Source organism: Shewanella sp. cp20 (assembly GCF_000832025.1).
GTDB lineage: Bacteria > Pseudomonadota > Gammaproteobacteria > Enterobacterales > Shewanellaceae > Shewanella.
In genome coordinates this window covers 88,712-107,297 of the sequence record NZ_JPII01000007.1, presented here as the reverse complement: position 1 = coordinate 107,297, position 18,586 = coordinate 88,712, and the positions used below count along the sequence as shown (strand labels likewise).

Annotated in this window: 17 protein-coding genes; 15 read left to right on the top strand and 2 right to left on the bottom strand. The window is 53.6% G+C overall.

Features of this window, described 5'->3' with window-relative positions; translation table 11 throughout:
* From DB48_RS00800 to DB48_RS00735, 14 genes are all read left to right on the top strand, one after another.
* Positions 1-345 carry a DUF192 domain-containing protein gene (locus DB48_RS00800; RefSeq protein WP_041508433.1) on the top strand — a complete coding sequence of 115 codons (345 nt, stop codon included), beginning with the start codon at positions 1-3 and terminating at the stop codon, positions 343-345.
* Positions 333-815: a tetratricopeptide repeat protein gene (locus DB48_RS00795; protein ID WP_041508432.1), complete on the top strand. Its 483-nt coding sequence runs from the start codon at positions 333-335 to the stop codon at positions 813-815. Before DB48_RS00800 ends, DB48_RS00795 begins: the two co-directional genes overlap by 13 nt.
* 32 nt (positions 816-847) lie before the next feature.
* On the top strand, positions 848-1,495 hold the full coding sequence (locus tag DB48_RS00790) for a pilus assembly protein (RefSeq protein WP_041508649.1): 648 nt from the start codon (positions 848-850) through the stop codon (positions 1,493-1,495).
* A gap of 78 nt (positions 1,496-1,573) precedes the next feature.
* On the top strand, positions 1,574-5,788 hold the full coding sequence (locus DB48_RS00785) for an IPT/TIG domain-containing protein (protein ID WP_041508431.1): 4,215 nt from the start codon (positions 1,574-1,576) through the stop codon (positions 5,786-5,788).
* A gap of 183 nt (positions 5,789-5,971) precedes the next feature.
* Positions 5,972-6,649, top strand: coding sequence for a hypothetical protein (locus DB48_RS00780; RefSeq protein ID WP_041508430.1), 678 nt, complete (start codon positions 5,972-5,974; stop codon positions 6,647-6,649).
* Positions 6,650-6,678: 29 nt separating this feature from the next.
* The gene (locus DB48_RS00775) at positions 6,679-7,149 is read left to right on the top strand and encodes a hypothetical protein (protein WP_041508429.1); all 471 of its coding nucleotides are present in this window, start codon (positions 6,679-6,681) and stop codon (positions 7,147-7,149) included.
* A 136-nt stretch (positions 7,150-7,285) separates the two neighbouring features.
* Positions 7,286-7,561, top strand: coding sequence for a hypothetical protein (locus tag DB48_RS00770; RefSeq protein ID WP_041508428.1), 276 nt, complete (start codon positions 7,286-7,288; stop codon positions 7,559-7,561).
* Positions 7,521-7,982, top strand: a complete 462-nt coding sequence (locus tag DB48_RS00765; protein WP_041508427.1) for a hypothetical protein — start codon at positions 7,521-7,523, stop codon at positions 7,980-7,982. Before DB48_RS00770 ends, DB48_RS00765 begins: the two co-directional genes overlap by 41 nt.
* A 235-nt stretch (positions 7,983-8,217) precedes the next feature.
* Positions 8,218-8,619, top strand: coding sequence for a hypothetical protein (locus DB48_RS00760; protein WP_041508426.1), 402 nt, complete (start codon positions 8,218-8,220; stop codon positions 8,617-8,619).
* A 97-nt stretch (positions 8,620-8,716) separates the two neighbouring features.
* Entirely contained in the window at positions 8,717-9,046 is a 330-nt protein-coding gene (locus DB48_RS00755; protein WP_041508425.1) for a hypothetical protein, read from the top strand.
* A complete protein-coding gene (locus DB48_RS00750; protein WP_041508424.1) occupies positions 9,040-10,110 on the top strand; it encodes a hypothetical protein in 1,071 nt (356 codons plus the stop codon). Before DB48_RS00755 ends, DB48_RS00750 begins: the two co-directional genes overlap by 7 nt.
* Positions 10,111-10,180: 70 nt before the next feature.
* A complete protein-coding gene (locus DB48_RS00745; RefSeq protein WP_041508423.1) occupies positions 10,181-11,626 on the top strand; it encodes an OmpA family protein in 1,446 nt (481 codons plus the stop codon).
* Positions 11,627-11,711: 85 nt separating this feature from the next.
* Complete coding sequence (gene zapE / locus DB48_RS00740; RefSeq protein WP_041508422.1) at positions 11,712-12,848, top strand: cell division protein ZapE; 1,137 nt, start codon at positions 11,712-11,714, stop codon at positions 12,846-12,848.
* A 3-nt stretch (positions 12,849-12,851) separates the two neighbouring features.
* Positions 12,852-13,670 (top strand): ABC transporter permease, encoded by an 819-nt coding sequence (locus DB48_RS00735; protein WP_235375299.1) that lies wholly within the window; start codon positions 12,852-12,854, stop codon positions 13,668-13,670.
* Positions 13,671-13,676: 6 nt separating this feature from the next.
* Here DB48_RS00735 and DB48_RS00730 read toward each other — a convergent pair whose 3' ends face one another.
* Both DB48_RS00730 and glnE read right to left on the bottom strand, forming a co-directional pair.
* Positions 13,677-14,387: a substrate-binding periplasmic protein gene (locus tag DB48_RS00730; RefSeq protein WP_235375298.1), complete on the bottom strand. Its 711-nt coding sequence runs from the start codon at positions 14,385-14,387 to the stop codon at positions 13,677-13,679.
* Between the two features lie 110 nt (positions 14,388-14,497).
* Positions 14,498-17,368, bottom strand: coding sequence for a bifunctional [glutamate--ammonia ligase]-adenylyl-L-tyrosine phosphorylase/[glutamate--ammonia-ligase] adenylyltransferase (glnE, locus tag DB48_RS00725; protein ID WP_443018600.1), 2,871 nt, complete (start codon positions 17,366-17,368; stop codon positions 14,498-14,500).
* A 250-nt stretch (positions 17,369-17,618) separates the two neighbouring features.
* Between glnE and DB48_RS00720 the strand changes: the two genes are divergently transcribed.
* Complete coding sequence (locus DB48_RS00720; RefSeq protein ID WP_041508418.1) at positions 17,619-18,575, top strand: hypothetical protein; 957 nt, start codon at positions 17,619-17,621, stop codon at positions 18,573-18,575.
* The last annotated feature ends 11 nt before the right edge of the window (positions 18,576-18,586 follow it).

Below are 18,586 nucleotides of genomic sequence, written 5' to 3'. Positions count from 1 at the left end.
ATGAAGAAAACCAAACTCAAAATTCCCAGCGGTCAGGCGATCAGCGAAGTGTTCGTGGCCGATACCCCCTGGCTCAGACTCAGGGGGCTCCTGGGCCGCAGGCCACTGTCGAATGAGCAGGGCATGCTGATCGCTCCCTGCAGTTCGGTACACACCATAGGCATGGGCTATTCGCTGGATATCGTCTACCTCAATAAACACAACAAGGTGCTCAAAGTCACCCGAGACCTCAAGCCCTGGCGCAGCAGCGCCTGTCGCGGCGCCACCCAGGTGCTGGAGCTGGCGGCAGGCAACTCTACCCACAAACAGATAAAACCCGGAGATATTTTGACATGGGCAAACTAATACGCCTCTCGCTAATCGTCGCCATCACGGCATTGCTCGGCGCCTGCTCATCGACGCCTAAGAAGCCGGAGCACAAGGGTAACGAGCAGATCATGGCGATTCAGTCTCAGGCGGAGCACGCCTACAAGCTGGCCATGCTGGATCAGGCAGAGAGCCTCTACCTGGAGGTGCTAAAGAGCGTGCCTAACTATGCGCCCGCCTGGTTTCGCCTGGGCAACATCTATACCCGCACCAACCGTCATGAGGCCGCCATCGCCGCCTATCGACGCTGCATTGAGTTAGAGCCGAATAACCAGAAGGCCTGGTATAACATGGGACTGGTACGTATCAAGCAGTCGACCAATGTACTCAACACCGCCAGCAGCCAGGGCGATGCCGACTCAGCCGTGGGCCGTCAGATCAGGGCGCTACTCGACGCCCTTAACCAGCTGCAGAGCCAGCCACAAAGCACGGCGCAGGCAGGCCTATGATAAAGGCACGCTCAAAGCAGCGAGGTCAGAGCATGTTTGAGTTCAGCCTCGCCCTGCCCTTTCTCATGCCCATCATACTGGTGGCCATGATGCTGATTGTGCAGTGGGCCTTTATCTATACCAGCAAGAGCACCCTGGATGCGGCCACGGTTTCCGCCGTCCGAGCCGGTACGCTACACCATGGCAGTATCGATGAGATCCGCAAAGGGCTGGCCCAGGGGATGATGCCGTTGTTTGCCCATGGCACAGGCATGACCGACACGGTTCAGGCCTATGCCAAGGCGAGAATCGCCACCCTGGTACAAAGTCAGATAAGAATACTCAGCCCAGACAGGGAAACCTTCGACCAGTTCAAGGTACGCAGTAAGTATGACACTGGCTATCGCTACGAGATCCCCAACAACAACCTGATGTTTCGTAATCCAGCCCCTAAGAATGTCGGCAATAACCGACAGCTGAATGTGCAGGACGCCAATCTGCTGCAGATAGAGGTGCGCTGGTGCCAAAAGCTGATCGTGCCCTTTGCCAATTACCTCATCAAGGAGATAGTCACCTCGCCGTTTTACAACCCGAGTCAAGACCAACTTGCTTGCAACCTATTGGGGCTGGCAACCGGAGATACCTATCTGGCGCTCACGGCACAGGGGCTGATGCGCATGCAGACTCCGTTTCGAATGTAAGCCCGACGAAATACCTAAACCGAATATTCAATACCAAACAGACAATCTGGACCTTGTAAAATCATAGGGATATATAAGATGAAATACACGTCTCGCCTGACCAAGCAACATTGGCTGGCACTCATGCTGACCTCAACCCTGGCAATAACGGGTTGTAACGGCGAACTCGAAGAGGGAGAAGGCCCAAACGCTGAGATACCGACGGATCCTGTCGATCCCGTCGACCCCACCAACCCCACAGAACCAACGGATCCCACAGACCCAACCGAGCCTCCTCAGGTAGGCACCTGGGAAAACAAGGATGAAGATGGCGACGGCGTGGTGGATGAATTGGATGATTATCCGTTTGATGCCAGCAAGCATGCTTATCCTCTGTTTGTAGAACAAGAGCCAAATGACAATCCTGCGGTAGCCACCCCAATCGAAATCGATCTCGGCGTCAGGGTACAAGGTGTCATTGACTCAGAGTTTGATAAAGGCGACCTGTTTAAATTCCATGTCGATAAGCCGCAATCTTACACAGCCTATTTCACTTCACCTTCGGCAAGGTTTAAACCTCAGGTTTATGTTTCAGATGCCAATGGTTTGGTTATTAATGACATTCAACTATATCGATACACTCGAGCAAATACCTATGTAGTGAACTTTCCCGTCTATACACCAGGTACTTATCAGCTCAGTATCATAGATGAGAACTATGCTGGCGGTAGCGACCTCACCTATCAAGTGACTATGTTTAACGATCAGGATATCGACGGATTCGACGATACGAAAGAGCCCGCCTTAGGCGCAGATATCAATGAAAATGATCAAGATAAAGACAAAATCATTGACGGTATCGAATTCAGTATGGCCTTGGAGAGTCTAGGACTAGATACAGACAGGGACGGCATTCCCAATTGGTTAGATACCGACTCAGACGGCGATAGTTTCAACGATTCCATCGAAGGCATGGAAGATTTGGACAATGACGGCGCCCCCAACTTCCTTGAGCGCGATGCCGACGGTAACGGTATTGATGATCAACTAGAAAGTGGCAATAGCAATGATCCCACTAACACGGATAACGATACATTCATTGATCACTTAGACAACGACGACGACAACGACGATATCTTCGACAAGAATGACGCTCAGCGTTTAATCCCGGCCAATATTGTCTCCTGGACCAAGCCAGGCGATCTCTTTATCGAATCTCTGCACACCCTCTTCCAGCAGAATAAGATCAAAAACTATCTCAGAGCCGGGGATGAATTCGAACTCACCGTCGAAGGAGTGTCTAGTGCGTCTGAAAACACGCTGTTAGTGGTGAACATAAATGGCAGAATTTACAACCTATTTCCAAAGCAGGTCGAACACACATCGCAAAGAAGCCACCTAAGGTTTTTACTTCCCCAGGATATGGGTAAGGGCGCGCTCTCGATTGTTATCGGCACAAATAAATCAGACCCATTTCCAATTGAAATTGGCGACGCTGAACTGCCACTACTCATGAGTTCTAACCCTAGAAGCCTCAAACCAGGCCAACAGATAACACTTAGTGGTGACAACTTTGATGAAGACACCAGCGTTTTCTTCAACAACCAACCTGTCAATGCCCAGTTCGTCGATGAAAACACTGTTCGAACCACATTGCCAGAGACATTGAGTGGTGGTAGCTACTCTGTCAGCAATGCTCACGGACAGAGTAACCCCATCACCTTCATCATCACACAAGAGATAGCCGTTAACGTCCTCGAACCTTCAGCCAAACCTTTGGCTGCGATAGGGGGGATCTATCCCGAGATGGCCAAGGCGCTTAATGGTAATAGCTTCGAATGGGAGAAAATGGGGAGTGAGGCGGAAGTCATCTTCTCTTATACCCAGGGTGCCGACGGCCAACTCGAAGCCTACCTGAGTACAGTCTATTCCATGAACCAAGACAGTATCTCATTGAGCTTCGAATCGACAGCCTTGGCAAGCTTGGTACTTCATATGAACTATTACTATGAGGCAAAAGGTGTCGGCACAGAGAAGTTCATGCAAATAGTGCAGACAACACAGGCATACCAAGCTTACCTGGCAGAGGCCAAAGCGGCACTAGCCAAAGATTCGAGCTTCTTCGGCTATAAGGCGAGAAAAGCTGAGACTTACGATCTACTCAACCGGTTTGAGTCCAAAATCAAGGCAGAGCTAACCTCAAAGCGTTTGCTGAAATCCTCGTTATCGCCATCCAAGGCTAGGTTTACCCCTCTAGATGACGGTGCCGCGGGCTCGAGTACCAACCAGGCACTATCGGCTATTGAACCCAGCATAGTCTCCTATCCAGAGACTAATGGCACTTGGCAAGCCTTCGACATGTCGATGGCGGCCACAACCTTCGCCGAAAACAGTACAGAGATAATGAATAACTGTGGCGAAGGGGTCGATCCCAAGTGGTACCAAGTATTGAATGCCGATGGCTGTGTTGAAATTAGAAATCGCAGTCAGCTCTACCTAAGCGCCAGAATCTATCCTATCGATTCCAAAACAGGAGAGATAAAAACAGATCTAGCCTCTCTCAACAAACCGATTGCCGACCATATCACTACCCCTTGGGATTCGGGCATGATGGGGCCGCAATCTGGTACCTGGTTAGGCATTTCGCTCTGGTCGAGTGATTCCCTTATCGACAAGTGCGTCTATACAGATTGCCTATACCAGATCATCACACCTGGCGTTGATGGCATTTTCGGCCCCAGCCCATTCAGCTTCAGGGGACAAGAGGCCTACGATAAGCGAGCTCAAGATGCCCGTAAGATGTTGGCGATCAGGACCATCATAGATAATGTCGTCATTCGGTTTTACTCCATATTATTCGATGCGGCGGGCATAGACCTCAACGACAGCAAATACAAGAAACAGGCAACAGCCCTGGCAATCGTCAAGGCCGTTTATCAATACCTGCCAGCCATCAGCACAGAGATCGACAAACTAATGGCCAAGGATAAGCCAAGTTTTGACGACTGGCAGACCCTTGCGGCTAATCTAGGGAAGGAGTTATACAGCAAAGAGATCAAGGCGGTGATCTCAGATCCAACCAATCGTGCCTCCTACGGCCCAGTCACCATGGCACTTCTGACTGCATTAGAGGTTGACGAGAAATACTTCATCAACAAAATGCTGCAAAAGGTCGCCCAAAAATTTATTCCCGGCTGGGGGACTATTACCTCGGTATATGAAGCCAGTAAGCTTGCGGACTCTATGGTCGATATGGCCAAAACCATAGACGATCTGGTCGATGTACCCACCAAGCTCGACTATATAGTTACCTGGGGACTAAAGGCCTCAGATATCACGCCAAGAGCCATTGAGAAGACCCAAGAAACTAAGCGATTTACCATAGTCGGAAGTGGCATGGCCGTCGTTAAAGGGGTATTTGGTGATACCAAACCAGAAGTGAAAGTCTTCGATCTGGGCAAGGGTGAGAAGCAGCTCGACACCAGTTTCGTAAGCGTCAATAAACTGGGCACTGAACTGACCTTTGACCTTAATGACATAAGCCAAATCGAGAATGCTGTAGGCCCCTTAAAGGTTGAGGTTCACCACAGAGATGAGGTGGCCGAGGTACCTTATGAAATTCTTATCGGCACAGATCTCACGATCACTAACATAACGCCTAACAAGGCTTCTCCCGGCACTGAGTTAGAGATAAGTGGCATTGGTTTTAGTAAACAACCAATGGGCAATATCGTCACCTTTAGCGGTGCGAATGGGGAACGTATTAGAGCTGCGGTAAAGTCTGCCACCACAGATACCCTAGTGATTATCGTGCCTAATGGTGCGGTGACTGGGTATATCACCGTGGAGGTCGCCAATATATTGAGTAATCAATACCCATTCGTTGGACCAAGCCAGCTACTGATCACCTTTGGTGACAATGGTAACTTTAACGACGATGTGTTTAAATTATCGGTCAATAACAAGGTGATGTATGACAACAACCAACCTCAACGCAAGGTGGGCCCACTAAACGTCTCACTTGAGGAAGGTGAACATACTGTCCAGTTGACGGGTATTCGCGCCGACGACGGCATTGCCACCTACTACATTGAATTTGCTGGTGATGTTGTCAATATCAGCGGTGATGCGTTAACGGGTAGAGACTTATGTCCAAATACACATAAGACCTATCAAGTCACCATCGCCAGCGGCGCTGACAGCTCAGGGCAATCGGCTTCGTTAAAAGCACAGATACAGCCAATGATATTGCAACCCGAGTATGCCAATATGGCAGCCGAGACACCAACAGAGTGTCCCAAGGCCAACCAATAAAGGACAAAATGGCCCCTAGGGGCCATTTTTTTATCCCTGATAAAATCATGTTAAAACCACTCGCGGTATTGATAACTTTGGTTAGCTACCGCGGCGCTCCACAAGGCGACAGTCACGACATGATTAATTTACTCAAATAGCAGCATTCACAGGCTCACTTGGCATAAAAGGAACCCGATAAGCATGGAAAAGCTAGCCCTTGACGACACCCCTTGGTTCGGCACCACTGATTTCAAGGGAAAAAATCATCTAAGCCGAGATAGCGACATACGCCTAAAATCATCCAGGCTGCTCTATCCGCTGCCCTTGCCGTTAGAAATACTCTTTTTCATTGGCCCACTGACATTGGCCATTCTGCCCTTTATCAATCCTAGCCTTATGCTTCCAGAGGCCTGGCTGATGCTAAATATCGGCGCCATCATAAGTTATCTGCTTCTCAAGAAACTGTTTATCAATGGTATTTATGGTCGGGCGACAGCCCATGTTTGCCAGATTAACGCTGAAAGGGTCTGTATTCCCGGCAGTCGCCTTATCGATATCAAAGCGGGCCCTGTGGAAATTCAGCGACGAGACATTAAGGAGATAGACGTGCGTTTTTGGCCCAGCACGCGCGACCTACGCACCACCTACGATGTCAGCGAACTCATCATCATGCTGCAATCGGGCCAATCAATCTGTTTGAAGAGCCTCTACTTCCCGATTAAGCCGCTACTCTACCTGCTAGTCTATTTCGACTACCCCATCGCAACGCAAAAACGTCGACACTCTTTGACCATCGTCGCTCGTAGCCTGTTTGTCGCCTTTCCCATCGCTGCGCTTGTGGCGGTAACTGGCTTGCTGTTTAAAGAGTATTTTCTGTAAGCCCATCAACTTAACAAGGAGCAAACCGGATGAACAAACCATGGACGGCAATAGCATTATTGGGAACCATAGCGGGAACATTAGCGGGAACGCTAATATCAACCGATCTCCAGGCCTCAACCGAGCAGGATTACAGTCATGACCCTTTGGCTCAGCGCTGCATTAAGATGCTGGATATCTACGCTGCTGAGGACTTCGACGCCTATATTGCCGAGTTTCCCGAGCCCTGGCTAGGCATCTTCGGTGAGAAGACCTTGAGAAAACAGCTCGCCGACAGACATGGTAAATATGTTAAAGAGTACCAAGCTAAGCCTGACACCATAAAAATCAAGGCAATAACGCCTGCCAAGGTTGCCAAGATAGAGCAAGAGAAGTTAGGGGCGCTAGAGGCCAAGGAGATCGACCTCTATATCGCCAGAGACAAAGGCATCAGTAGCTCGACGGCTTGCAAATACCTGCGCATAGGTGACAGCTGGTATTTCCGCTCGTTACGGCTATAGCCTCGAATTAACATCTATTATCTGAGACATTCCCAGCATCTTCTTGGGCAACTTGATTGTCCTTTTTGAGCTATTACGCGGCAATCTGAGCATTGATGCTCGACATAAATGGGAAGAAAAAGGACTTTCAAACGCGATGAACTCACTCGATCACCTGCTGGAAAATCTAAAATGGTTCGATACCGTCTTCTTGAGCCAATACCTTGGCCTCGACAAGCAGAGCGAGAAGAAGCTCTCCATCTCGTTTAACTTCTTTGCCCTGCCGCTTAAGAAAGAGTTCCTGCTCGCCACCAGTCTGCTCCCCTTCATCCTATTGGCACTGTTCATCCCCTCTGTCGACCCCAGGTTCGATTTTTTTACGCTTCCCGATATTGACCATAATAGGCCTGCTGGTTTACGCCATTATCCGTAAACGCCAAGTCAAGGCGCACCTGGGGATAGAAACCGATAGTCAGGCAAATCAGCAGATCATCATAAGCCAATCTGGCATCACCTTGCCCCCCTTTCTCAGCAGCAACTCTGGGTCGTCGCAAAGCATAGACCGAGAAGAGATAACCCAGCTGCGGTTCGACTGGCACAGCTACCACAACAGCAATCAAAAAGAACGTAAGCGCGCCCATAGCCTCGTCATCAGGCTGAAACAGGGGAAAAGCTACCGTTTATCCAGCATGGCCTATCCCCTCAGAAGCCTGCTCTATCTGGCCATCTTCTTCGATTACCCTATCGTCATGCAGGAAACTAAGCCCCCCAAGGAGCGACTGGTTAGCTTTCTCCTCGCCCTGGGGGCGAGTGTCTTGCTACTGAACCTATGGATGATTTTCATCAGCCCTTAACTTGACGCTGAAAGCGCTTAGGTGATGCATAACGATGATTTTTTTGCCGATTAAACCGCCAAAATACACCCGAAAGAATAATGTTTCCGGCCGATATTTTGCGATAGGATCGCTACGAATAGACCTAAAGGCTTATTTTAAGTGATTGTGAATACAGCATATTGGGACGACTTTCGCTCAAATTAGCATGCAATCACACAGGACGAATTTTCCATTCTTCTAAAGGACTAACTCGATGAAAATTGCTTCACTCTCAGCTCTATCCCTAGCCCTGTTGTTAACCGCCTGCGCCTCAGATCCCGGCCCACGCATGGCACTGGAGAAAACCGTCGAAGTCGATGGCACCATGCTTAAGTTTAACGGCAGCTACCACGACAAGAAGAACATCTTGATCCTCAGCGTCAACGGCGATCCTATCATGCAGGGTCGATTCGCTCCTTACACCCCAACCCAAAACCTTAAGGCTAACTACAAAGACTTTGCCGTACGAAGCCACTGCTACTTCGGCTCTGTACTGGGTAATCAGGGCGGTGCCTTCGGCGCCATCGCAGGCATAGTGCAATCTTCTAAGAGCAGCACAGCCGATAAGTGCGAGCTCTATGTCAACGAAAAGCTAGTAGACAACCTCTATTTCTAAAGCTGATCGCCCTGGCATAGGCAGGATTGTCTATGCCAAGGCGGCTCAATCGCAAGATTGACGCCCCTCAACGCTCGCCATCTGATAAGGCTAAGTCGTGTTATTTGATCAAGCCCTTAGGCTCCCCAAAAGCATCTCCAATTTCAGCAGCAAGGTACTGCGAGCACTGGCGCTGACCTCGGCGCTTAGCTTAGTTTCAATTAGCGGCGTCGCCGCTGCCGATACCGGCGCAGACACCGACAGAGATGCCATCAAACAGTTTCAACGGGGAACGATACCGCTGACCGAACGCGCCCATCAGTTGAGTCGCAGACACAGCCAGCAGATGGAGAGCTTCTCTAACAAGCTTGACCAATACCAGGACGCCAGGCCGCTGCTGCAAGATGCCTTAATCGGTGATAGGCGCTCACGGCGAGTAAGATGTTAACCCTGACCAACGAGTATCTGCCTCGCTATCGCGCCTTCCTCGCCCGAATCGATAAGCACTCCAGCTGTTATCAGCCCAAACGACTCGAACAATTCCAGCAGACACGAGATGAGGTACAAGACTATCTCAATCAACTGCAAGGCCTAATCAGCTCGCAGAATCAGGCTCAAGGTCAGGGAGAAGCCTACGCGGCCCTGATGGCGATAAATATCGGTCAAAGCAGAGCGGCCGTGCTGGTCAACCTGCTGGAGACCAGCAAACTCTGCTTTGTTATCCAGGCCATGCCGGAAGTTGCCCAGGATATCTTGAGGCTCGAAGGCCTCATGGCCGAGGGGCTACCCGAAATGCTAGAGGCGGCCAACCTATCGGCATCCGAGCCTGAAGGGCTAGCGCATTCAGAATCTAGCCTTAACGACATTAGCGCGGCTGAATCAAGTATTGACGCATCAGACCTTAACGGGACTGTTATTGAGAGCGCGGATGCGAGCCGCACCGATTATAATGCGGCAGGCCCAGCCACTTCTGGCTCAACATCTGCCAACAGTGACAAGCTTAACCAGCAAGACGAGGCGCTCGATGCCTGTATCGCACAGCAGGTCTCGCAACTGGGGCTAACATCGGCCCAGACGCTTACTGTGTTGAGCTGCCGCCTTTCCAGCACCTCCGTCAGCCTAAAGCGGCTGAGTAAGCTATCTAACCTGGAGCTCCTGAGCCTACAGGGCGGCGTGCTGGCCGACCTATCGGCGCTGGCAAGCCTTAACCATCTCAGCATGCTGAGCATAGAGCAGAGTCAAATCATCAGCTTTGGCGACCTCAAGTCGCTTAAGAGCAACCTTAGCTTCAGCGAAGTCGATAGCCAAGACTGGCAGGCTCTGGCAGACGCCCAGGCCGAGTCGATCGCCATCATGTCGCCGACCCGCTGCGAGGCCTTGAAGCCACTCGCAAATCAGCCAAATGTTGCCTTGCTCTACAAAGGCCTATCGCCACAGGCCATGGCCGACCTGATGCAGCGCCAGGCATCTATGCAGGGGCTCACCATAATGACAGATTGCCCCGCGCCTTAGGTGGGGAGCGTAATATGCACAGAATAGATATTGATAAAGCAGACTTTTCAAAAACTTAAAGGGAATTAAGATGAAACCCCAAACTCTCGCCTGCACACTCGCCCTATGCAGCGGTCTAGGCCTCAGCGGCCTGGCCCTGGCCAATGACCTCCCCTTTCAGCCACTGCCGGAAGGTAAACTTTATAAGCAAGAAGATCGCCACTACACTCCCTTCGACCTGGTGATTGGCGTCGACAAAAACACTTACCAGACGCAGACGGTTGCCGGTCAACTGAAACGAGTCAATTACAAGTTGCCAAGCAGCTATCTGCCCTCCCACGCCGTCAACAACTATAAGGCACAGATCGAAAAACTCGGCGGCACAATACTGTTCGAGTGCCAGGAGCAAGCCTGTGGCGATGATCTCAAACTCTCAAAACAGATAGCGCCGCTCAGCGACATTCCCAAGAAGACACCCGCGCTGCTCACCGCCAAGCTACCGCTTGCCAAGAAACAGCTATATCTTTCCGTCTATGGCGCTAATTGGCACAAGGGCGCCGGCCTGCAGCTGGATATCGTCGAGGTAATTGACGAGCCGCTGGATCTGCTTGCCACCAACCAGGCTTACCTGACAAGCGAGGTCACCCAGACCGAGTTTAAGGACAGAGGCAACAAGGATACCCAGGGCTCGAAGGATCATCCGATGATAGCCAGGCTTCCCGGTGCCTTCATCCAAAAATATCAGCAGCAGGGCTATGCCCAGACCTTGGTATTTGACGGTGTCGAACAGGGCCAGCACAAGCTCAAGACCCTAGAGGGCAAGGTCACCGACATCGGCTATAAACTCCCAAGGGGCTACTCGGAGTATGAGGTCGACGCTAACTATAAGGCGGCGCTGGAAAAGCTTGGCTTTGTGCGCGGCTATAACTGCCAGGGCTTAGCCTGTGGTAAGACAGATCTCATCAAACGTCGCATCAACACCCTGATCCATATCGGTTTCGATGAAAACCAATATTACAGCCTATATCGACTCGACCGCCCCGAGGGCGCTGTGCACGCCATGGTCTTTATCACGGGTTTTGGCAGCGGACTATGGAGCGAGATAAAGGTGGTAGAAGAAACCAAACTCGTCGACGACAGAGTAGTCATCGATCTCGAGGGGCTCAAGGATAAGATCGCCCAGCAGGGCCATGTGGCGCTGGACGGCCTGTTGTTCAAATTCGACAGCGATCAGATGCTGCCCGAGGCCGAGGAAGTGATCACCACCCTGGCCACCTATCTCAAGAGCCATCCTAAGCAGCGCTTCTATGTGGTGGGTCACACGGACGATCAGGGCAAGCAGGGTTACAACAAGGGGCTATCGGAGCAGCGCGCCAAGGCGGTAGTCGCCACCCTCACCCAATCCCAAGGCATAGACAAGGCCCAGCTTAGCCCCATGGGCGTGGGGGAATATGTGCCTGTGGCCAACAACCTGAACGAGGCTGGCAGAAAGCGCAATCGCCGTGTAGAACTGGTACTGCGATCAGACCTGCAATAGTCCATCAAACGGCGCCCCCTGTGGGCGCTGTTTAATTAATATCTTCTTGATATAATAACCACCCATTCACTTTCTGGGTCCTCTCATGTCGCGCTCTCCCCTCCATGGCTTCAAACAACAAATCGCCCAGGAGAAATTTGTCGACGATCCCGCTCAGCATAGCGCCATCATGGCGCTAGAAGCCCTATACCATGCCTTGCACAGCCAGCCCCCCAAAGCTCAGGAATCCATTCGCGGGCTCTATCTCTGGGGCGATGTCGGTCGTGGCAAGACCATGTTGATGGACCTCTTCTGTCAGAGCCTACCCCAGGGAATGGCTCTCAGGCTGCATTTTCACCGCTTCATGGCCAGGATCCACCGGGAGCTCAATGCCGAGAAAGGTCATCGAGATCCCCTCAAACGCATCGCCACCCGGCTACGCCAGGAGTGTCGCGTCATCTGCTTCGATGAGTTCTTCGTCAGCGACATCGGCGATGCCATGATACTGTCCGGCCTGTTTGAGGCCCTGTTTCAGCAGGGGCTCACCCTGGTCGCCACCTCCAACACTCCCATCGCCCGCCTGTATGAGAATGGACTGGCAAGAGACAGATTTCTGCCCTGTATCGCCCTGCTTGAGGCCCACACCCAGGCCCTGCATCTGGATGGCGGCATGGACCATCGTCTGCGCCATCTCGATAGGGTGCAGACCTATTTTGAGCCGGAACAGGGGGAGTTTGACAGGCGCTTCGATGAGCTGGAAGCCGGCGATGTGAGCACTTCGCCCCTGACCATATTAGGCCGTGAAATCACCGTTATTCGCCGCGGCACATCGACCCTATGGCTCGACTTCGACGCCATTTGCGGCGGCCCGCGATCACAGCTCGACTATATCGCCATCGCCAGCCAGTTCGATACCCTGCTACTGAGCGACGTGCCGCCACTGGGGGGCACGCCCCGCAGCTGGATCCGCGCCAGAGGTACAGAAGATGGCGCCGCGGCGGTGGCCGCAGGCGACCGCCAGCTCAACTACGCCCCAAATGACGATCCGGCCAGGCGCTTTATCGCCCTGGTGGATGAGCTGTACGATCAGGGCGTCAAACTCTACCTCGAGGCCAGCTTGCCGCTGGAGCAACTCTATACACCGGGCGCCCTGGCCTTCGAGTTCAAACGCACCATCAGTCGCCTCGTCGAGATGCAATCGCGCCAATATCTGACCGCAAGCCACTCTCCGGGCGGGGCCTAACCCATGGAGACTCAGATGCAGGCGAGTCTGGATATTGGCTGGCTGCCGCTGGCGCTCTTCATGCTGGTGCTGCTTGTGCCTCTGGGGATCTGCCTGCTGTTTCGTCTCAAGCTGGGTAAGACCATGCTGCTGGCCGCCGCCCGCATGACGCTGCAGCTCATCTTGGTGGGTATCTATCTCAAGTTTCTGTTCAACCTGGAGAGCCTGTGGATCAATCTGCTCTGGCTGTTTGTCATGTTGCTTGTGGGGGCCAGCGCCATCTTAGGCGGTGCCAAACTCCCAAAGACAAGATTACTACTGCCCCTGCTCTTTAGCCTCAGCATCAGCCTGCTTCCCCTGCTGGCGCTACTCCTGCTCGCCCTGCTACGGCCTACACCTGTCTACCAGGCACAATATCTTATCCCCCTGGCGGGCATGTTACTGGGTAACAGCCTGTCGGGTAACATATTGGCGCTACAACGGCTGTTTAATGCCTTCGACGAACAGCAGGAGACATATCAGGGGCGGCTCGCCCTAGGTGCAACGCCCTGGCAGGCGGCGCTCCCTTTCGTGCAGAGCGCCCTGCAACAAGCCATGGCCCCCAGCATAGCCGCCATGAGCACCATGGGACTGGTGACCCTGCCGGGTATGATGACGGGGCAGATCCTCGGCGGTAGCGATCCCTTGATAGCGGTGAAATATCAGGTGGTTATCATGCTGGCCATCTTGGTGATGTTAAGCCTGAGCGTAGCAATCGCCCTCAGTCTGGCGGTGCGCCAATGCCTGAACAAAAGCGGTAAGTTGCTGATAAAACGTAACTGTGTATCCAAAAACACGCGTTAATTCACCCTAACGATATTTAGCCAATATATTTTCGTACTGTGTCTTGCCATTGGCCTCTATGGTGGCCTTCACCTTGTCTATCCCCTGCTGCAGACGGTGGCGCATTTCGGGGTCACTGTCACGGCTAAAGGCATAGTAGAGTTCGCTCACCTTGAGGGTATAGACCACCTCAAACTCGTCGATATCCACGCCCTCGCCTTTCATCAGGTAGCGCCCCACCGCCTCCTCATAGGCCCAGAGATCTACCCTCTCCCGTCTGAGCATATGCACCAGAGAAGTTGCCTCATGGGCACGACGCAACTGCTCACGCGCTACACCGGCGGCCAGCAGGGCCTGCTCACCGATATCCTGGGCGATCACCCCTATGGTGTAGCCATTGAGCTGATCTTCGTCGGTAATATTGATGCCGCGATCGGTACGGGCAAAGATAACCACTCGGGTCGCCGAGATGGGGCCAACCCAGTCGAACAGCGGCTCGCGATAGGGGGTGCGGGTGGTGGAGAAGAGTACGGTATTTCTGCCGGTGCGGGTCAGCTTATAGCCCCTGGCCCAGGGCACCAACTGAATACGACGGAGATCGAACTGACCGTCGACCCGCTGAGCGGCTGCACTCAGCAGATCCACGGCGATCCCCTTGAGCTGATGGGACTCGCGGTAATTATAGGGCGGGTAAGACTCGGTGAAATAGCTAAGCTGTGACAGCTTATCTAAGGCCAATAGCGAACCATTGCAGCTAAAAAATGCCACAAGGGCAAAGATCAACGCCCGACATACTGCCACATGCCCACCTCATGAGTCTTAGACCTAATTTGAGTGTAGCAGAAAGGCTATTGGCCGCTATTGAGCACCTGTTCATAGATCGCCAGCACCCGCTGCACATGCAGATCCACGCTCTCCTGGGGCAGTTGCCCCGGCGCCTGTTGCAGCGTCAGCCTGTGGCTCTCGTCACGCAGATAGCAGTAGGCCTGGGTCAGGTGCTGGGCGCTCAGATGAGGCAGCAACTCAAGCTCAGACAACACCTCGAAGATACGTACATTATCGGACCAGATCGCCAGCTCGGGATGCTCATGGGTGTTGGCCAACACCAGATACTGGGCGATAAACTCGATATCGGCGATGCCGCCCGGGCTCTGTTTGAGATCGAAACAGCCCTGCTCAACCTTAAGCAGGTGATCGCGCATCTTCTGGCGCATCTCGCGCACCTCTTTCGCAAGCTGTTCTTTATCTCGCTCCATGGCGAGCACGTCGGCCCTCAGCTCGCTGAAACGCGCGGCCAGACGATTGTCGCCAAACAGGAAACGCGCCCGCACCAAGGCCTGATGCTCCCAGGTCCAGGCTTCTTCGCGCTGGTAACTGCCAAAATACTCTATCTCACTCACCAAGAGGCCGGAAGCGCCGGATGGGCGCAGGCGCATATCCACCTCGTACAGCTCGCCGGATGTGGTACGGGTCGAGAACAGGTGCAATATCCGCTGTGCCAGCTTGAGGTAGAAGTGACCTATGTCGATAGGACGATCGCCGTTGGTCTGCTGCACGTCGGGGAACTTGTCACGGGTATAGTTGTGCAGAAACACCAGGTCCAGATCCGAACCATATCCCAGCTCTAAGCCACCGGCCTTGCCATAGCCTATCACCGCAAAGCCCGTCTCCTCGGGGGCCAGATAGGGCGGCACGCCGTGTCGCTTGCTCACCTGTTGCCAGGCCTGAAGCACCACCTGTTCGATGATCGCCTCGGCGAGGAAGGTCAGATGGTCACTCACCTGCATCACAGGCAACACACCGGTGACATCGGCGGCGGCGATCTTAAGCTGCTGCGACAGCTTAAACTGGCGAAGCGCCTCCATCTGCTGTTCCATATCCTCCTCGGGCACCCGCAGCAGGTATTGACGCAGCTCGCTAGGGTAATCATCCAAGGATGTGGTGTCGTACAGCTGCGCAGGATCGATCAGCTCATCCAGCAGCATGGGAAACTTGGCCAGCTGCTCGCCAATCCAGGGACTGGCCAGACACAGGCTCACCAGCTGCTGGCGGGCACCTGGATTTTCAAACAAGAGTTCGAGATAGGTAGTGCGGGTCAAGATCTGATCCACCACCTTAGTCACTGGGATAAGGGCCTTGGTCGGCGTCGGCAGCTGCATGAATTCCTGCAACAGCCAGGGCATTAATTTATCTAGGGTTTCTCGCCCGCGCGGGCCTATGGTGCGCTTGGCGACGGTGTCACGCCAGCTCTTCAGGGCAGGCCAGAGCTCCTCATCCTCCACGCCGTGCTCTCTCAGCAGAGACTCGGCGTCTTCATCATCAATCAGGCTCCACAGCTGGGCGGTCCACTGCTCGGCCACCTCGTCGCTCTCCTGGCCGCCTACCGTCTCCTTGAAGTAGCGATGTATCTTGGCCATCGCCGACTCGATATGAGTGCGCAGCTCGGCCTCACCCGCCATGCCCAGGGCAAAGCAGAGACGTTGCCAGTCCAGCAGGTGTTGTGGCAGAGTCTGGGTCTGCTGATCGCCTATGGCCTGCAGCAGGTTTTCCACCCGGCGCAGCATGAGATAGCTCTGTTTAAGCTCGTCCACCGCCAGGTATTCCAGCTGCCCCAGCTTATAGAGGGTATCTATGGCGCCAAACAGGCTCTGCTGGCGTAGCGCCGGCTCGCGGCCGCCGCGGATCAGCTGAAAGCTCTGCACCACGAACTCCACCTCGCGAATGCCACCCGCCCCCAGCTTGATGTTATCGGTCAGGCGACGGCGTCTCACCTCCTGGGTGATCAGCTGCTTCATCTTACGCAGGGACTCGATGGCGGAAAAATCGATATAGCGGCGATAGACGAAGGGACGCAGCATGTCATGCAGCTCATCGCTGTAGGCGCTCCATGGGCCTAACGCGCGGGCCTTCACCATGGCGTAGCGTTCCCAGTCGCGCCCCTGCTCCTGATAATAGTCTTCCAGGCCGCTGTAGCTGACCACCAAGGGGCCGCTCTCGCCGTAGGGGCGCAGACGCATATCCACCCGGTAGACGAAACCATCCACAGTCACCTGATTAAGCAGGTTGACCAGGCGCTGCCCCATGCGGATGAAAAACTGCTGGTTGTCCTGACTGCGACGCCCGCCCTGGGTCTCGCCGTGTTCGGGGAAGGTGAAGATGAGGTCGATATCCGAGGAGAAGTTAAGCTCGCGGCCACCCAGCTTGCCCATGCCCAAGATCATCAGGGGCTGCGGGTTGCCCTCGCCGTCACAGGGCGTCCCATACTGCTGACACATCTGCTCGTAGAGCCAGTCGCGAGCGGCGATAATCAACGCCTCGGCCAGGGCCGAGAGGTCCAGCAGCGAGTCGTTGAGTTCGGCGTAGCCCAGAAAATCCCGCCAGGCGAGACGCACCATCTGCCGATTACGGTAGCGGCGCAGTATCGCCTTGACCTGCTCCTCATCCTTGGCGCCGGCCAGGATGGAGTGTAGCTCGCCGCTGAAACTGTCGCGGGCCAGGTTGGTGAGTTGCCCCTCGAACAGAGAGACTATCCAGTTGGGGTGTCGGCATAGCTGCTCGGCAACAAAGTCGCTGAGACCGAAGATGGCTTTCAGCTCCCGAGTCTGCTCCGGGCTGAGCTGCTCGGAGATATCTGGCCAGGCCTCGGCGAGGCGCTGCCAATGCTGCTCGGCAACCTGATTGACTTCATGGGGTAACGCTTGCTCGCTCATGTTTTCCATCGCCAGAAAAATCCTTCAGCCTTAAACGGTCGACATATTATGTCATCAATGCTATAGATAAGATGTTAATGCAACCAAGCGGTAATCATCTTGGCATAAAGTTGTCATCAATATTACTCACTAAGTAAAGATAACTTTTTATCCTGCACTACAGGTTACTATAACCCAGCTTATCGCTATATTATGCAAAGAAGTCGCAGACTGATCACTCATTTATCGGTCTCAATCTAACTAAATTTATGGAGAAAACATGGCAGTGATGCTAATGCGTGTTCTCGCACTGACCCTGGTGTTCGCCCTAGCGGGATGCGGCGACGACAGGCCAGAGAAGATCGCCAAGTTTCAACAGTTGGCTCAATCCAGGGTCGACACCCTAGGCCAGATGCTGGACAACGGTGAGGTGCGTAACGCCAACCTACTCAAGCAATATAGCGATATCCTCGCCTCAACCAAGCCAGACGTCGCCCCACTGTTGCAGGAGCTGGCTAAAGACGCCGGCAGCCAGGGCCCCATGTACACCTCGCTTAAGAGGCGTTTGCAGGAGCTGGGCAACGAAAACAACTTTGTCGATCTCGACCAGCAGCTTGCCGAGGCGGAAAACCTCTACCAGGCCGCCGACCCCAGTCTGTTTAACGACATGCTGTCGGATCCGGTCAACGTAGTGGCCGACATGTCAGACGGCGCCCTGAGTCGGGTGAATGCCATCAGCCGCGAGGCGGATATTCTCGCCAATGGCGGCGAAGACTTTGGTGCCGGCAGCCAACTTGTGGGTAACCCCGCCTACGGTAGCTGGCAGACGGGCAGCAACGGCATGTCGTTCTGGGCTTGGTACGGCATGTACTCCATGTTTTCCAACCTGGTACGCGGCCCTATCTACTACGACCGCTGGTCGAGCCGCCGTAACTACAGCTACTACAACGATGTGGGTCGCTATCGCTACACCTCGCCCAAGCAGGCCCGCGCCCAGAACCAGACCTTCGAGCGCACCAAGAAGCAGTTCAGCCGTCAGGGCAAGCGTTTCGACAGCCCCTACGCCAAGTCGCGTTCAGGCTCTACCAGCCTGTCGCGTCAGAGCGCCTCGACGCCTAAGACCAGCACCACGGGACGGGCAAGCGGCGGCAGCAAGTTCCGCTCTAACTACTCTAAGAACAGTAACTTCAGAAACTCTAGCAGTCGTACGACGCGCAGTGTTCGTCGGGGCAAATAAAGGATATTAAG

What these genes read in the sequence shown, in the direction of transcription:
- DB48_RS00800 (WP_041508433.1), top strand. Translation starts at nt 1, where the DNA reads ATGAAGAAAACCAAACTCAAAATTCCCAGCGGTCAGGCGATCAGCGAA.
- DB48_RS00795 (WP_041508432.1), top strand. Translation starts at nt 333, where the DNA reads ATGGGCAAACTAATACGCCTCTCGCTAATCGTCGCCATCACGGCATTG.
- DB48_RS00790 (WP_041508649.1), top strand. Translation starts at nt 848, where the DNA reads ATGTTTGAGTTCAGCCTCGCCCTGCCCTTTCTCATGCCCATCATACTG.
- DB48_RS00785 (WP_041508431.1), top strand. Translation starts at nt 1,574, where the DNA reads ATGAAATACACGTCTCGCCTGACCAAGCAACATTGGCTGGCACTCATG.
- DB48_RS00780 (WP_041508430.1), top strand. Translation starts at nt 5,972, where the DNA reads ATGGAAAAGCTAGCCCTTGACGACACCCCTTGGTTCGGCACCACTGAT.
- DB48_RS00775 (WP_041508429.1), top strand. Translation starts at nt 6,679, where the DNA reads ATGAACAAACCATGGACGGCAATAGCATTATTGGGAACCATAGCGGGA.
- DB48_RS00770 (WP_041508428.1), top strand. Translation starts at nt 7,286, where the DNA reads ATGAACTCACTCGATCACCTGCTGGAAAATCTAAAATGGTTCGATACC.
- DB48_RS00760 (WP_041508426.1), top strand. Translation starts at nt 8,218, where the DNA reads ATGAAAATTGCTTCACTCTCAGCTCTATCCCTAGCCCTGTTGTTAACC.
- DB48_RS00750 (WP_041508424.1), top strand. Translation starts at nt 9,040, where the DNA reads ATGTTAACCCTGACCAACGAGTATCTGCCTCGCTATCGCGCCTTCCTC.
- DB48_RS00745 (WP_041508423.1), top strand. Translation starts at nt 10,181, where the DNA reads ATGAAACCCCAAACTCTCGCCTGCACACTCGCCCTATGCAGCGGTCTA.
- zapE (WP_041508422.1), top strand. Translation starts at nt 11,712, where the DNA reads ATGTCGCGCTCTCCCCTCCATGGCTTCAAACAACAAATCGCCCAGGAG.
- DB48_RS00735 (WP_235375299.1), top strand. Translation starts at nt 12,852, where the DNA reads ATGGAGACTCAGATGCAGGCGAGTCTGGATATTGGCTGGCTGCCGCTG.
- glnE (WP_443018600.1), bottom strand. Translation starts at nt 17,368, where the DNA reads ATGGAAAACATGAGCGAGCAAGCGTTACCCCATGAAGTCAATCAGGTT.
- DB48_RS00720 (WP_041508418.1), top strand. Translation starts at nt 17,619, where the DNA reads ATGGCAGTGATGCTAATGCGTGTTCTCGCACTGACCCTGGTGTTCGCC.